12 protein-coding genes are annotated in these 14,974 nt (G+C 57.6%); 4 read left to right on the top strand and 8 right to left on the bottom strand.

Going from position 1 to position 14,974, the window contains the following annotated elements:
* Positions 1 to 7: 7 nt before the first annotated feature.
* From AC5SEO_RS19345 to AC5SEO_RS19355, 3 genes are read right to left on the bottom strand one after another with little or no spacing between them, the layout of a single operon-like run.
* A complete protein-coding gene (locus AC5SEO_RS19345) occupies positions 8 to 1,279 on the bottom strand; it encodes an ABC transporter substrate-binding protein (protein WP_309510159.1) in 1,272 nt (423 codons plus the stop codon).
* Between the two features lie 24 nt (positions 1,280 to 1,303).
* Positions 1,304 to 2,470, bottom strand: coding sequence for a mandelate racemase/muconate lactonizing enzyme family protein (locus tag AC5SEO_RS19350; RefSeq protein ID WP_174004101.1), 1,167 nt, complete (start codon positions 2,468 to 2,470; stop codon positions 1,304 to 1,306).
* Entirely contained in the window at positions 2,467 to 3,375 is a 909-nt protein-coding gene (locus AC5SEO_RS19355; RefSeq protein WP_495363949.1) for a dihydrodipicolinate synthase family protein, read from the bottom strand. The genes AC5SEO_RS19350 and AC5SEO_RS19355 overlap by 4 nt, the downstream gene beginning before the upstream one ends.
* Positions 3,376 to 3,490: 115 nt before the next feature.
* On the opposite strand from AC5SEO_RS19355, the gene AC5SEO_RS19360 reads away from it, so the two are divergent.
* Positions 3,491 to 4,402, top strand: a complete 912-nt coding sequence (locus tag AC5SEO_RS19360; RefSeq protein ID WP_495363950.1) for a 2-dehydro-3-deoxygalactonokinase — start codon at positions 3,491 to 3,493, stop codon at positions 4,400 to 4,402.
* 66 nt (positions 4,403 to 4,468) lie between these two features.
* Entirely contained in the window at positions 4,469 to 5,095 is a 627-nt protein-coding gene (locus tag AC5SEO_RS19365) for a GDSL-type esterase/lipase family protein (RefSeq protein WP_495363951.1), read from the top strand.
* A 533-nt stretch (positions 5,096 to 5,628) separates the two neighbouring features.
* Here the strand turns inward: AC5SEO_RS19365 and AC5SEO_RS19370 are convergent.
* Positions 5,629 to 6,048 (bottom strand): DUF4112 domain-containing protein, encoded by a 420-nt coding sequence (locus AC5SEO_RS19370; protein WP_076844305.1) that lies wholly within the window; start codon positions 6,046 to 6,048, stop codon positions 5,629 to 5,631.
* Between the two features lie 434 nt (positions 6,049 to 6,482).
* Between AC5SEO_RS19370 and AC5SEO_RS19375 the strand changes: the two genes are divergently transcribed.
* Positions 6,483 to 8,387, top strand: a complete 1,905-nt coding sequence (locus AC5SEO_RS19375; RefSeq protein WP_495363994.1) for an AI-2E family transporter — start codon at positions 6,483 to 6,485, stop codon at positions 8,385 to 8,387.
* A 263-nt stretch (positions 8,388 to 8,650) separates the two neighbouring features.
* Here the strand turns inward: AC5SEO_RS19375 and AC5SEO_RS19380 are convergent, their stop codons facing one another.
* The 4 genes from AC5SEO_RS19380 to AC5SEO_RS19395 are packed head-to-tail and all read right to left on the bottom strand — an operon-like array spanning position 8,651 to position 13,481.
* Entirely contained in the window at positions 8,651 to 9,463 is an 813-nt protein-coding gene (locus tag AC5SEO_RS19380) for an inositol monophosphatase family protein (RefSeq protein WP_495363952.1), read from the bottom strand.
* A gap of 1 nt (position 9,464) precedes the next feature.
* Positions 9,465 to 10,526 (bottom strand): ABC transporter ATP-binding protein, encoded by a 1,062-nt coding sequence (locus AC5SEO_RS19385; RefSeq protein ID WP_495363953.1) that lies wholly within the window; start codon positions 10,524 to 10,526, stop codon positions 9,465 to 9,467.
* Positions 10,519 to 12,525, bottom strand: a complete 2,007-nt coding sequence (locus AC5SEO_RS19390; RefSeq protein WP_495363954.1) for an ABC transporter permease — start codon at positions 12,523 to 12,525, stop codon at positions 10,519 to 10,521. Before AC5SEO_RS19390 ends, AC5SEO_RS19385 begins: the two co-directional genes overlap by 8 nt.
* The gene (locus tag AC5SEO_RS19395; RefSeq protein WP_065662744.1) at positions 12,522 to 13,481 is read right to left on the bottom strand and encodes an extracellular solute-binding protein; all 960 of its coding nucleotides are present in this window, start codon (positions 13,479 to 13,481) and stop codon (positions 12,522 to 12,524) included. The genes AC5SEO_RS19390 and AC5SEO_RS19395 overlap by 4 nt, the downstream gene beginning before the upstream one ends.
* 212 nt (positions 13,482 to 13,693) lie before the next feature.
* Between AC5SEO_RS19395 and AC5SEO_RS19400 the strand changes: the two genes are divergently transcribed.
* Positions 13,694 to 14,944: an ROK family protein gene (locus AC5SEO_RS19400; RefSeq protein WP_113556329.1), complete on the top strand. Its 1,251-nt coding sequence runs from the start codon at positions 13,694 to 13,696 to the stop codon at positions 14,942 to 14,944.
* The last annotated feature ends 30 nt before the right edge of the window (positions 14,945 to 14,974 follow it).

Raw genomic sequence — 14,974 nt, forward strand, 5'->3', positions numbered from 1 at the left:
AACGGGATCAACCCTTGATGGCTTCGGCCTTTGCCTGCATGGTTTTCGCCACCGCCGCCGGATCGAGATCCTGAATGATCATCCGCTGGCTTTCTTCCATCACCATCTTGCTGAACTCGTTGTAGAAGAGCTCAAGTCCGGTCGGAATGCGGTCGATCCCCGCCTCGGACGCGGCCTTCATCGTCTCGATCAGCACCGGAAAATGCGGGATGGTCTTTTCGACACCCGAGACGTCGGCGGTCGGGCTTGGCGGGGTGTTGCCGCCAAGGGTGGCATAGCTGCGCTGGAATTCCGGTGACATCGTCAGCTTGATGAAATCCCAGACCAATGCCTTCTGGTCGTCGGGAATATCGGCCGGCATGGCGAGTACATTGGACGAACCGCCAAGCGGCGGATGAAGCGGCGGTGCGGCGTAAATGATGTCAGTCTTGGCCGAACCTTTTTCGGTGGTGCCGTAAAGCCAGGGGCCGTCCAGCCGCATCGCCATCTTGCCATCGGCAAACAGCTTGCGCACGTCGCTGGCGCTCATGTCGACCGGGCTGATCCCGCTCTTCATCACGGTTTTCCAGCGTGAAAGACCCTCCACCATCTGCGGCGTATCGATGGTGATATTGCCGTCCTTGTCGGTCCAGTAGGCGCCAGCGTCGAGGATGTAGTTCAGCATCTCCGTCAGATATTGACCCGGACCGCCTTTCGTTTCATGGCCTGTGCCGAACTGGTCGATAATGCCGTCGCCGTTCAAATCCTTGGTCGTCGCCTTCGCAGCGGCCAGAAACTCGTCATAGGTCTTCGGAACCGCGACGCCCGCTTCTTCGAGAAGCTTCTTGTTGTAGGCCATCACGAAACCGAAATAGTTGGTCATGATGCAGACGGTTTCGCCATTCCATTCGCATTTCTGCTGGCCGGCCCAGCCGGTCATGTCGATGCCGTCCTTCTTCAGCCACGGGTCGAGCGGCTCGAGCCAGCCGCTATCGGCAAACATTTGAAATTCGAAGGACGCCAGATGCACGATCTGCGGCGGCTGGTTGGCCGCAAAAAGCGTCGTCATCGTGTCGGCATACGAGCTGCGCTCGGCCTTGGTGAATTCGATTTTCACGCCCGGATGCTGTTTTTCGAAGGCGGCAATGGCCGAATGCCACCATTCGCCTGTGCCGGCATCGTCCGTCTGCCAGGAAATGAATTTCAGAACGGTATCGGCCTTGGCCGGGGCAAGGCTGCCCATTGTCATCAAAACGGCGGTCGCGGTGCCGAGCGCCAATCGGCTTATTGTCTTGTTCATGGCTTCCTCCTCCAAAAAACCAGTTCAGATACGTTCAATCAGACCGAGTGCCGCCTCCGACGGCCTTACCCCAAGTCCGGGTCCGGACGGCAGGTGATACCTGCCCTCCCGGCAATCCATGTCGCCTTCCAGCAGGTGACGGTTCGGCTCGAAGATCGAATGCTGGAATTCGTGACCTTTGAGCGTTGGCAATGTCGACGACGCCTGCAGGCTGGCGGCAAGAAATATGCCGGCGCCAACGGTGGCGTGTGGGATGACATCGATGCCATGCTCGGAAGCAAGAGCACCGATACGGATGAAATTGGTGATACCCTTATGGCCCATTTCCGGCTGGACGATCGCAATGCGGCAGCGCTCGACGCGGGCGCGCATATCCCAATGGGTGCGCCATTCCTCACCAACTGCAATCGGCACTTCGGTATTCTTCGAAACCTTCTCCAGACCGGCAATGTCCTCCGTCCAGACCGGAGCCTCTGCGAACCACGGGTCGAAGGGCTGCATTTCGGCAATCAGTTCCAGCGCCCGCTCCGGCGTCTGGTTCCAGTGCATGTCGGCGGCGATCTTTGCATCGGGTCCAAGCACCTTCCGGAGATTCGCCATTTCGGCCGCCGGGCCATCGTCTGCCACCGGCGTTGCGAACTTGAAGGCGTTGAAACCGCGGTCCTGCCAGTATTTCGCCAATTCCCCGCGGGCCTTGAGCGTCTTTTCAGGCAGGCCTGAAACATAGGCCGGAAACGTATCCACGCCGCCGCCGAGCAGGTCGCGAACGGACTTGCCGGCTTCCTGTCCGGCAATATCCCATAGCGCAATATCGAGCGCGGCGAGCGCATCCACGTAGAAGCCGCCGGTGTAACCGCGCACCCGCATCATGTCGTAAAGGTCGTCATAGATCGCCGAAGGGTTCGAAGCATCGCGGCCGATCACGAAACCGGCGAGAAGATCGTTGATGAGAGCGGCGACAGCGCCGGGGGCGACGATACCGTAGGTCTCACCCCAGCCCACGACGCCAGCCTCGGTCGTCATGCGCACCAGCACGCTGCGGTCGAAGGTCGGGTAGACCGTGCGATTTCCCTTGCGCACGATATAGCCGTTGGGATTGACCACCTCACCTTCACGCAAGGCGCCGAGATAGGGCACTTTGCGCGGCTGGGTCAGGGTGAAGACTTCGACGCTTGCGACGGGGCTGTTCATGCGGCCTCCACGGCAACGAGGCCTAGTTCGACCAGATTGGCGTCGATATCGGCAATGGCCGCCGCATCAAGCTCGGGTGTCGGCGCACGCACACCGACGCCTTCGATCACGCCGCGGCGGGCCAGCACATATTTGGTCAGCCGCATGCGATAGACCGCCTGCAGCACCAAAAGAGGCAGGGTGCGGACATAAATCCGACGAGCCTCATCCTGCCGCCCGGCAACAAGCGCCCGATCGATGGCAACATGTTCCTCGGCGATCTCCAGCGCCGGCATTGCCGCCGTAGCACCTCGGGCATATTCGTCGAGAATGTAACGCGCGCCGCCCCCGCCGATGACGCCCTTCAGTGTCGAAGGCGCATGTGCGACGATGTGGCTGATGGCTGGGCCGGCAGGAAGCGTCTCTTCCTTGACATAGGTCACCTGCGGCAACGCCCGCACGATCTCCACGATCGCCTGCGGCGAAAGGTCGGAGCCGCGCGGCGCGGGCGCGTTCTGCAGGATGATTTCAACTTCGGGCAGCGCCTCGACGATCCTGCCGAGGAATTCGATCAGCGCCGGCGCATCCGTGCCGACCGACTTGGGCACCTGCACCATCAGGTGGCGGATGCCAAGCGCCGATGCCGCCCGCCCGTGCTCAACCACATCACGCCAGTCGGCCGCACTTGCCCCGGCCACGACCGGCATCCGCCCGGCTACCACATCGACGACAATTTTCAGCAACGCCGCACGCTCGGCGGCGCTCAAAGTCTCCACCTCGCTGGCGAAACCGGGAAACACGACACCATCGACGCCCTTGTCGAGCGCAAAGACCACCAGTCGCTTCATACCCGCTTCGTCAATGCCGCCATCAGCCAGAAACGGCGTAGGCAGAACAGGCAAAATCCCCTTAAGGCCAGCCACCATCTTTCTCCTCCCGATTAAGTATCATATTTTGATACCTTGAATTCACTAATTGACACTATATAGACTTTCGACCTATGACAAGCCCCAAGATGAAATGAACGAGGAGGTTCAAGACATGGCAGCACCGGCGACATCGATCATCGTCGATTGGGGAACGACATCATTGAGGGCGGCGCTCGTTGATGAAGGCGGCGAAGAACTCGATCATCTTGAAACCGCCGACGGTATTTCGAGCCTTGGCAAGAGTGAGCACGAGGCGGCGCTGATGGATGCACTCGCACCCTGGTTCTCAAGCCATGGGGCCTTGCCCGTCGCCGCACTCGGAATGATCACCAGCCGCAACGGCTGGGTCGAGGTCGCTTATGTGCCGTGCCCGGCCGGCCCGGCGGAACTTACCGCCGGCACGGTGCGCAGGTCGCTGCCGAACGGGTCCGATCTCGTGTTCCTGCCCGGTCTGACCGATCCCGCCCGCCAGCCCTTCCCGGACGTGATGCGTGGTGAAGAAACCCAGATCGTCGGCCACGGCCTAGGCGAAGACGCCACCCTCATCATCCCTGGAACACACAGCAAATGGGCGCGGGTGACGGCGGGAAGGATCGATGGCTTCCAGACATTCGTCACCGGTGAAATCTTCAACCTGCTTATCAATCACTCCTTCATCGCGCGCGGTTCCACGCAGCCGCCGGTCGATGATCAGGAGGCCTATCGCTGGGGTCTGACAGAGGCAAAACGATCCGCCGCCATGCTGTCGCTGCTGTTTTCGGCGCGAACCGGCGGGCTTGCGGGCCGGCTTTCGCCGGATCAGTTGCGATCCTATGTGCGAGGACTGGTCATCGGGCAGGAGTTTCGGCAAGCCCGCGAGGCCGGATGGTATGCGGAAGGAGACGAGGCAGCTATCGTCGGCAATGACGGGCTGAACGATCTCTATCTGGTTGCCGCCGATGTGTTCGGGCTCAAGACATCCATGGGTGCGGATGACGCCCTCACAAAAGGCGCTCTGACTGTCCTGCGGCAAGCGCTTTTATAACCCTTGCCGATCGCCGGTTGCCGAAATGGCGGCATCCGGCTTTCAAGACAATCTTTAGGGCCAATCATGTACGACTTCCCAGCCAATATCGGCACCAGCCGCCACGAAAATGATATCATTGCCGTTCTGGCCCGCATTCAGCGCATCGGCCTTCCAGACAATCCGATCGCCTTGTATGGCTCATCCTCGTTTCGAATCTGGAGCTCCGTCACCGAGGATCTCGGCTCGCTGGATATCGTCAATCTGGGATTTGGCGGTGGCACTTACCTCTCTGCCAGCCACTACCTCGACCGGCTCCTGGTTCCCTTGAAGCCAGGTAGAGTGGCGCTTTATTTCGGCGAAAACGATATTGCCAGCGACGGCCTCAAGGCGCAGACGACGCTTGCACACCTGCAGGATTTGCGCGATCGCATCTCTCGAGCGCTACCGCAGGCGCACGTGTTTGTTCTGGCGATCAAGCCCAGTCCGGCGCGCTGGATATACCGCCATGAATTCGATCTCTTCAACCAGACGGCGCGCGACTGGTGCAACGGCCGCGAACACACGACGTGGCTTGATCCGAACGCCGGCCTCATTGGCGAAAATGGCCTGCCGATGTTCCGTTATTATTTACCCGATCTGGTTCACCTGAATGCAGCAGGCTACGCGGTTTGGTCGGAAGCGCTTAGAAAAAAGTTGGGTCTGTTGAACTGAGACAAGAGGTATCTTTATCGTTAGCTCTTGAAAGGAGCCGAACTGTCCCCAGCAGTGTTCACAGGCTGATTTCCATTGGATTTATAGATCACTTCCGTTGAACGCGGAATCGCGTTTAGGCCCCCCTTACTGGCGGAATTCTTATTCCATCGCTCCGACTGGTGATTTGGTCGCGGGCAACATGGCCCGAGATTTCAACGACGGTCTGCGTAGCCGCGTTCTAGCTGCGTCACGGGATGGCATATCGACGCGCTCAGCAGCGTCCAGATTTGGGATTGGTGTTTTGACGGCCATCGCGTGGATTGCGAGCGCGCAGGAAAGCCGGCTGACCCCGGCGAAACAGGGACGACTCCGTCCGCCAGGGCGGCCTCTATCCGGCGCTGAAGGATCTTAGTTGAGCCTACCCGCCCTAAGGCGACAGCCAACAATGTGAACAGGCTGAAGGACGCAGTCTCGACCACCGATGAGGAAACGGTACACCTCGACTGCGATTCCAGAACCGCCGCCAGGATTTTTCGGGCCATCGTCGAGGCTTATTTGCGCTTCCGCCGCAACTCGTCGCCATGGATGCCAAAGTGCTGGATGATCATATCGACATTACGGCGGTGCGATTTGAAATAAATATCGAACAGATCACCGAAGACAGGAACACTGCCCACAAGAGCATCCATGGCGATGTTGCCAACCATTCGCGCAAGCTTTTCCTGCGGCACACCAAGGCGGCGCGCTTCATTGACGATATAGAGGCCGACAATAGCGCCCGCACCATCACCAATCAGTGGCAGCAAACCCATGATGGAATCTGCACCAAAACGGATTCCCGTGCCAGGAATGCGGATCGCAGTGTCCATCATACGAGCGATGCCCGACAGCCGCCGCAGACGGCGGAGCCGCTCAGCACCATCCACGAAGTCGTCCGATGTGCCGTGGGCGTTCCACGTTCTCGCTGTCATACAATCGTGCTCCATAAAAGAGATATGCCTCAGCCTAATATGAATGGGGATGTGGAGAGTTGCGTTCAAGAGCGTTGCGCAAGCTATCTGCATCCATTGAAACCGAACCAGTTACGCTCAATCGCCTCGATCCTGCCTATGTGACAGCACCAATCGCCCTTCATCGCTCAGGCCCTACACCCCTTTTTCGATTCCGATAGGCCACAGTAATTTTTAAGCAATATTCTCCCTTACATTGGCGCTACTACAGGACTGCTAGGTCGAGAGAGAGATGTGAGGCACGCCCTTGCATCTTTAACGTCTTTCGCGAGTTAAAGATGATCTTCATAAAGCAGATGCGGACATGGCACATTTTTTTTGAGTACATCGGTGCATCTAAAGGCGGACTGCTGATGGACACTGGCGCTTTAACAACAAACGACATCGGAAAACTTATGGCCGTTTCTCATCAAGGTCCGCTGGCTAACACCAGGCTTTCTGGACGAACGATTCTCATTCTGATTGGCGTCGCGGTCATCCTGCACGTGGGTCAGGAAATCTTCGTGCCATTAGCCTTGGCTCTCCTCCTGACATTCACTCTGGCACCTATTGTCTCTTTTCTCCGAAAACACTCTGTGCCCAAGATTGCCGCCGTTATTTTGGCGGTCGCCTCAGCCTTCATGGCAATTGCGCTGTTCAGTTTCGTCGTCGCCACGCAGGTGACAAATCTTGCCGAAAACATCCCGACATATCAGCGCAATATCGTCACCAAGGTTCAGGCGCTCAGCCAAGCCGGATCAGGCAATGGTGTGCTCGAACATCTGAGCAAGGTTGTCGAGCGTGTCGGCGCCGAGTTGCAGACACGCGCCGTCGAAAGTCAGGACGAGCAGGCGACCGCACCAACCATGCGAGAGCCGATGCCCGTTGAAATCGTCACGCGATCCCATCCGGTCGAGACACTTGGCAATTTCATTCTTCCGCTTATCAGCCCGTTTGCAACGGCAGGTTTGGTCATCGTTCTTGTGATTTTCATGTTGATCGAGCGCGAGGACCTTCGCGACAGGTTTATCAGGCTGGTTGGACTTGGTGACCTGCATCGCACGACGGCAGCGCTGCAGGACGCTGGAAAACGGGTTGGGAAATACCTTCTGATGCAATTGGTGGTAAATGCCCTTTACGCCTTTCCCATCACCATTGGGCTTTGGGTGCTTGGCATTCCGAACGCGATTCTATGGGGTCTGCTGACGCTGGTTCTGCGTTTCGTGCCCTATATTGGTCCCGTTATCGGAATGGTGTTGCCGCTGTTCCTCGCCCTTGCAATCTCTCCCAGCTGGTCGTTGGTCGCGTGGGTCGCGGCACTTTTCATCATCACCGAACTGATCAGCAATAACGTCGTTGAACCTTGGCTTTATGGTAGCCACACCGGCTTGTCTCCAATGGCGATCATCATCTCAGCAATCTTCTGGTCCTGGCTTTGGGGACCGCTGGGATTAATGCTGTCGACACCTCTCACGGTGTGTCTGGTCGTTCTTGGCAGATATGTCCCCGAGTTCAGTTTTCTGGACGTTCTGCTCGGAAATGAACCAGTCCTCCAACCGCAGGAAAAGCTTTACCAGCGGCTGCTCTCCGGCGACCCCAACGAAGCCACTGACAACGCCGAAGAGTTTCTCGAAGAGGAATATCTCATCGACTACTACGAAAAAGTTGGTCTTCCTGCCTTGATTCTGGGCGAAGCGGACCGCCAGCGCGGCGTGATGACAGAGGCTCAGATCGCGCTTCTTGCCTCCAGCGCCCATGCCCTCATTGAAAATCTTGCAGAGATTGCGAGCGAAGAGGAAAACGAGGGACTGTCGGAAGACGAACTGACTTCAGCGCCAGAGACCAAAGAGACAATCGCGCTACCGGACGGTAACGGCAGATCCATTCTATCCCTGGGAGGCAGAGGGGCCATGGACGATGCAGCGTCTGCGATGTTATCGCAAGTTCTCTTGGTTCAGGGTGCGCAGATCAGACAAGCAGACTATACGGTGATTGAAGGACGAGATCTAAAGGCTCTGGTGGCTGACGATATCGACACCGTTGTCGTTACGTTTCTCAATGAGAACTCGAAATCGCACGCACGACAGATCGTGCGTCGTTTGAAGCGTGTAAGACCTTCTCTTCGTGTCGGCATATTGTTGCCGATGGGAGAAAGCGGGCGCGAAGCGCCAATCGACCCAGAAGACATAAGCGCCGACTTCGTTGCCGCTTCGCTGACGCAGGCAGTCGTGTCGGCCCTGAGAGACACAGGCCCTGTGGCCTTGAAAAGCCCCGTGAGAAAAGTGGCGCGACAGCGCCGGGTGCCGCCGGTGGCTGCCTGAACGCAGCCACGAGAAGTCTGTCGATGTTACCAAGGTGCACGCATCTCGTCTGATAACGCATAGGACCACCCGAAAGCTTCAGCCCCTAGACTTGCGCACGCTCATCACCGCACAAACCTGCATTCTGGAAAAAGCACGATGCATCGATACAAAGATTGAAAAGGTTCTGGACGCGTCTCTAGGTATCTACCGCGAACTAAGAGCAGTCGCGTCTGAAACTTGACAGTTGCGACATCAAAAGCGGCCTGCGGTTGTGAGACCTTTCAGCTTGGAGTGTCCCCTTGCTGAAACTTGGATTTGAGCCACTGATGTATCGGTGACGTTCCCGCCAACAGTGAACCGCCGTCCTTTACAACACCGCCGCTAAGCGAGGTAACAAGCGCTCCGGCTTCCTGGGCAATGATCTTTCCAGCCGCGTAGTCGTAATGGCTGAGGCCGTCTTCGAAATAGCCATTTAGCCTGCCCGCGCCAACATATGCCAGATCAAGTGCGGCCGAGCCGAGTCTGCGGATGCCTGCTGTCTCGTTGGTGATGGTATCCAGGGCCCGGAAGAAAGTACTGCGGTCCATCGACTTCAACTGTCCGTGGATCGGCATAGATAGAGATATGATGGATTCTTCCGGCTTTTTCTCTTCCAACCGTGTCAGTTCCTTACCGTTCATCCGGGCACCCTGTCCTCGAACTGCCGTGAACATCTCGTCCCGCAATGGGTCAAGGACGACGCCCAGTATTTCGCCATCGTCGTCGCAAAGAGCGATGCTGACAGCAAAATAGGGAATGCCCCAGATGAAGTTGCTGGTTCCGTCGAGCGGGTCTACCACCCAGCGGCGGCGTGCGTCTGGCTTGCGCGTACCGGTTTCTTCACCCACGAAACCGTAGCGATCGCCTGCCCTTGCCAGAACTGCGGCAATAGCCTCCTCGGCAGCAAGATCGGCCTTGGACGCATAATCACCCAAAGCTTTTCGTTGAACACTATCGCGGGACATGGCGCCGAAATGCGTCCTCAGTTCAGCGCCTCCGGCAAGTGCGGCGGACAATGCAAGCTGCATCAGTTCGTCAAGCGACAGGTCCGCCATCTCATACTCCCGATGGTAGAAAAGTTATCGTCTCGAAATCCACACCGACGCGCGAGTCGAGATCGAGTGCGTGTCGTGTTTCCACCGAGATGGTCGCACCGTTCTCAAGTCGAAGGCTCTGCGTCCAGGCCTTGCCCATGAAGCGGCGATCTTTCACCGTTGCATTGACGAGAGCGCTGCCTTTTTCGCGGGTCATTACCTGTTCGGGACGCACGACAAGTGTGCCCTTACCGCGGTGGCCGCTTCCTGTGATAGGAAGTCTCGATCCGTCAGCCATCTGGAAGCCGGCCTCATCAAATTCGCCCTCCAGAAAGTTTGCGCTGCCGACGAACTCGGCAACGAAGCGGTTCGCCGGTCGCGAATAAATTGTTTCGGGATCTGCAAGCTGCTGCACGATTCCATTCTGCATCACGGCGATCCGGTCCGACATTTCGAGGGCTTCTTCCTGATCATGCGTCACATAGATTGCTGTCAGACCGAGTCTCTTCTGCAGACTGCGCAGTTCATGGCGAAGAGCCACGCGAAGACGCGCATCAAGGTTGGACATGGGCTCGTCCATGAGAAGCAGCGGCGGGTTGATGACGAGTGCACGCGCCAGCGCGATGCGCTGCTGCATACCCCCACTCATTTCTGCGGGATAACGCTTCTCGACGCCGTGAAGCTCGACCTGGGCCAGTGCGGCCCGAACCCTTTCAGCAACTTCGCTCTTCGGAACCTTACGCAGTTTGAGCCCGTAAGCGACATTGTCGAACACGGTCTGGTTTGGCCACAGCGCATAGTTCTGGAAGACGAAGCCGATATTTCTGTCCCAGGCGGCGAGCGAGGTCACGTTCTGCCCGTTGAACAGGATTTTTCCGCCATCGATTGGGTGGAATCCTGCAATGGCGCGCAAAAGTGTCGTCTTGCCGCAACCGGACTGCCCTAGTAGCGTGAAGAATTCGCCGGGCCTGATCGTGAGGCTGATGTCTTTCAGAACTGCATGATTGCCAAAGGTCTTGGAGACGGCGTCGATGACGACCTCGCAGCCTTGGGTTGGAGTTTTGGAAGATGAGGTTTCAACCACCGGAATTTCCTCGAATTTGGCCGTAGCGGACAATGAAATAGAGAGGGATGTAAATGATCAGCATCAGCAGGATGGTCTGTGCTGCAGAGACACCGAAATCGGCATCGACCAGCGTGTTTTCGAAGATCACGGCTGTCATCGGCTTCCACGGCGGACGATAGAGAACGATGGTAGACGACAGCTCCGTGACGATGTGAAGGAAGGTGAGCGTTGCACCGGTTACCGCACCCGCCAGGACCAGAGGTGCCGTTATGGTGAAGAAGACCCTGAATGGGCGCGCTCCAAGACTGATTGCGGCCTCTTCGAGAGCCGGGTGAACGCGCCTCAGGGCCGCCTCTGACGCCTTCACCGTAAAAGGCAGGTTACGAATGAGATAGGCAAGGAGAAGGATGAACCAGGTGCCGGTCAGTTGCAGCGGCGCCTTGTTGAACATCATGATGAGACCGATACCAAGCACCGTGCCGGGAATGACGTAGGGCATCATGACGGTGAGGCTGAGAACGGGGGCGATGATCCGGTAGCGCTTGCGTATAATAACATATGCAATCCCCAACCCGATCGCTGTTGCCGCCAGCGTTCCGGCAATACCAAGCGACAAGGTCACCCAAGCCGGCCCCATGCCGGTGCGCCACATAGTGGCGTAGTTTTCCAGCGTAAAGTTCGCCCTGGGTAGACCGACCCGCCATTCCATGAAGCTGGAAACCAGCACCGTCAGGTGGGGCGTGAATGCCATGAGAAGGGCAATGATGACCGCGCCAAGCACTGTGACATGAGCAAGAGGCGATAGCGGCTTGCGTTCCAGCGCCCGCGACGACACCACGGCAAAACCGCGTCGCGCCAAATAGATTTGCTGCGCCATGAGGAAGAGGCTCGAGATGGTGATGAGCACAATCGATCCTGTGGCCGCAAGCGCCGGATTGCGTCCTGCCTCACTCAGGAAGGACGTATAGATCAGAACCGGCAGTGCGTTGACATCGAGGCCAATGATGCGCGGCGTTCCGAAGTCAGACAGGGCTGCCATCGTTGCCAGATAGAGACCGGTGATGATGCCGGGAAGTGCCAGCGGAATTTCGACCGTCATGCGCACACGAGGCGGCTTGGCACCAAGGCTTTCCGCTGCCTCGATATGGCCAGCGTCCAAACTCTGAAACGAGCTGTGACTGAGCAAAAAGATGATTGGAAAGACCAGCCAGGTGATGACCCAAATGACGCCATGCAAGCCGACAATCGAGACATCGAGGCCGAGATAGTTGGTCAGAACGCCGTTTCGTCCCAGAAGCAAGCGCCAGGCGTATGCCCCCAGAAATGGTGGAGATACGGACGCCATAGTGACAAGAAAGACGATAGCAGTGCTGCCCGCGACCCGGTAACGTGCGATAAGATAAGCCAGCGATACGCCGATCAAAGCGGCAAGTCCGGTGGACGTCAACGCGATCAGCAGGCTGTTTACCGTGGCGGAAAGGGTTTCCGAGCGTGTAAAGAAGTCGGTATAGTGGACAGTAGAGAGCGACAGCGATTTGTTTTCGAAGGTGATGTAGGCGTTCGCGGCATGTGAGAGCAGGACGGCGTTGAGCGACTGCGCGTTGATATCTAGAGGCGCTGGTGCAGTTGTCGCGAATAGCCCCCGGGGCGCCTGCTGCGAAAGCGTGAACCGAGCCGAGCCCAGATCGAGTTCAAGTAAACCTGCCTCGTCCTTACCAACCGAAATCGGCTCTTGCGAAGAGAGGCGCAGCGTTCGGTCATCCTGGACGTCTACAGTCAGACTGTCAGTCGAACTCAGCGTTATCGCAACGCCGTCAGAAAGTTTAGCAACGCTGTATCGGGCGGTCATTTCCGGGACGAATTGCAAGCCGTCTTTATTATGCAGAAGAGTAAAACGGCCGCCCTCCTCCAGGAGGGAGGCGGCCATGAGGCGAACCTGCGGGACAACAATCGTCAGGCCGCAGAGCACGAGCGCGACGATTGAAAATATCAGCCAATTGTCGCGCAGTACCTTCATTTTCCGCGAAGCTCCTGAAAGCGAGCCACGACCACAGGGCGCGGATCGACAGCGGATACGATCGTGAGCGTAGCCATGTCAGGCAGAGCGGCGGGAGGCGTTACATCCTTGCGTGCCGAGCGTCGAACGGTGGCGTCGCGAACGATTTCATGCGCCGTCTTGCTGCCGAGGAAATCGATGAAGCTCTTGGCGTCTTCGATGTGCTGTGCGCCCTTGACGATGGCTTGCGCATCGATCTGGCCGGTAACCGCATCGGTCGGATAGACGATTTCGATCGGCAGACCTTGAGCCTTCCACTTGGCACCCAGATCCTCGTTAATCCAGCCAACTGCTGCTTCACCGTCGCGTACGGCGTTGAAGGCGTCATCGGAACCGGGAGCAATGCGCGCACCCTTGGCCATTTGACCGACGAAATCCCAACCGAAATTGCCAGCAAGAGCGGAAAGAATGACATATCCGGTGCCGGATTTTGCAGGGTCTGGAATAATCAGGCCACCGTTCTTTGCGAAGTCCTGTGAGACGAGATCTTTCTGCGTCCTTGGTATGGAGCCGGCCTCGACGCGTTTGGTGCTGACGACCAGCGGCTGCAGCAGCACCGTGAACGGATGCCAGATGTGATTGGGATCGTTAGTCACCATGTCGGCGTCGGACTTGCTTTCGAACGATTGGAAGAGCGCTGCATTTTCTTCGAAGGTCTGCGTCGGTCCGCCCCACATGACGTCTGCCGAGGAATTGCCACCTTCTGCACGCAGACGCTCGATCAGCTCGCCAGTACCGCCGCGCACGACGGTCACCTTCACATCCGGATTTTCCTTGGCAAAAGCGTCGAGGATGGGAGCAGATGTCGCCTCCCCATGAGCGGTGTAGACCACCAGTTCTCCGGCATTCGCAACACTGATGATCGACGCCGACGCCAACGCGCCCGCTATGATACGCCGCAAGGTCCATTTCAGCATGACTATGTTCCCTTTTTAAAGTCACTGAGAAGAAGGCGACCCTATTAATCCATTTACCAGATTAAAAATCAAGCCGCCTTTTCTTCGGAATTACGGTCCTTGCGTTACAGTATTATGACTGAAGGCTAAGATCGTCTGCATTGCGAACTGCTTGACGCCCATAGGTTGGGCTGATAAATTCCATTTAATTTATTAAATAGGAATTGGCCCCGATGAGCTTGATGGGCAGCAATCACACATATTCCGGCCGCTACAACCGTCGCCTCGTTTTCGATCTGATCCGATCCGGCAATGGCATAAGCCGGCGTGACCTTGTTGATGTGACAGGTTTGAAGCCGCAGACCATGTCCAATATCTGCAAGGACCTGATAGACCGTTCAGTGGTTGTGGAAACCATCCAACAAGAGGGCGCGCGCGGTGCGCCGCAAAAGAAGATGTGGGTCAGGGCCGAGGCCGGTTGCTGCCTGGGTATTCACGTGGATCGCGACGGGCTTCTGGGCATCGTCTGCGATCTGGCGGGGCGGGAGTTGGGTCGCGAAACCGCATCCGCATCGCTCGAAGATCCATCCGACACCATCCGTGCCATCGCCGATATGACACAGCGTCTGCGGTCGGTTACCGTGGATCGTCCCGCCTGGGGCATCGGCATCGCGATGCCCACATTGCAGGAGGCGGAATTCGAACATCCCGTCGGCCCGCCGGGTTGGGATGCGTGGAGCCGTATGCCGGTGGCGGAAGCCATCGAAGATGCATGTGGCCTCCCCACCATCATCGAGAATGACGCCACAGCCGCAGCAGTTGCCGAACTGAGGGTGGGAAGTGCGGGAGGACTGAGCCACTACGTCCATATTTTCGTCGGGCACGGACTTGGGGCAGGCATTATCAATGACAGCATGCCGCTTCAGGGATTTTGGAACAATGCCGGAGAAATCGGTCTCCTGACATGGCCGGCGGAACTTGCCAATCCAGATGCGGGAAAACAGACACCGTTTTCGATCGACGAACTTGCAGCGATGCTGTCGTGCGAAAGCAAGGAGATTGCGCGGCCTGGGGCATTGGAGAAACTTTACGCTCAACGCGACAGTGTTCTGATGCGATGGCTCGACCTCAATTCAAAGCGCCTGCGGTTGCTGGTGTCGCTGCTTGAAAACATCATGGACCCGCAGACCATCGTGGTTGGAGGGCACTTTCCACCAGCGCTCATCAATTCCCTGATCGACCGGGCCTATCCCCTTTTGCCGTCAGTCAGCGCCCGAAGCCACCGCGAAATTCCCCGGCTGTGTGCTGGCGCTCTAGGGCCGGAGGCCGCCGCGATCGGCGCTGCCATGCTACCTGTGATTGCCCATGGCAGCCCAGACTTCAGGCGCCTCTCATCCATGCGCGGACGCAGCCAGACGATCGATTTCGAAAGACGCTTCGATCGGGTCGCAGGCGCGCCAACGGATGACGACACGTCATCCTGATTTACATGACTCTTGCCGACAGGACTAAAA

This window comes from Agrobacterium sp. K11 (genome assembly GCF_059429395.1).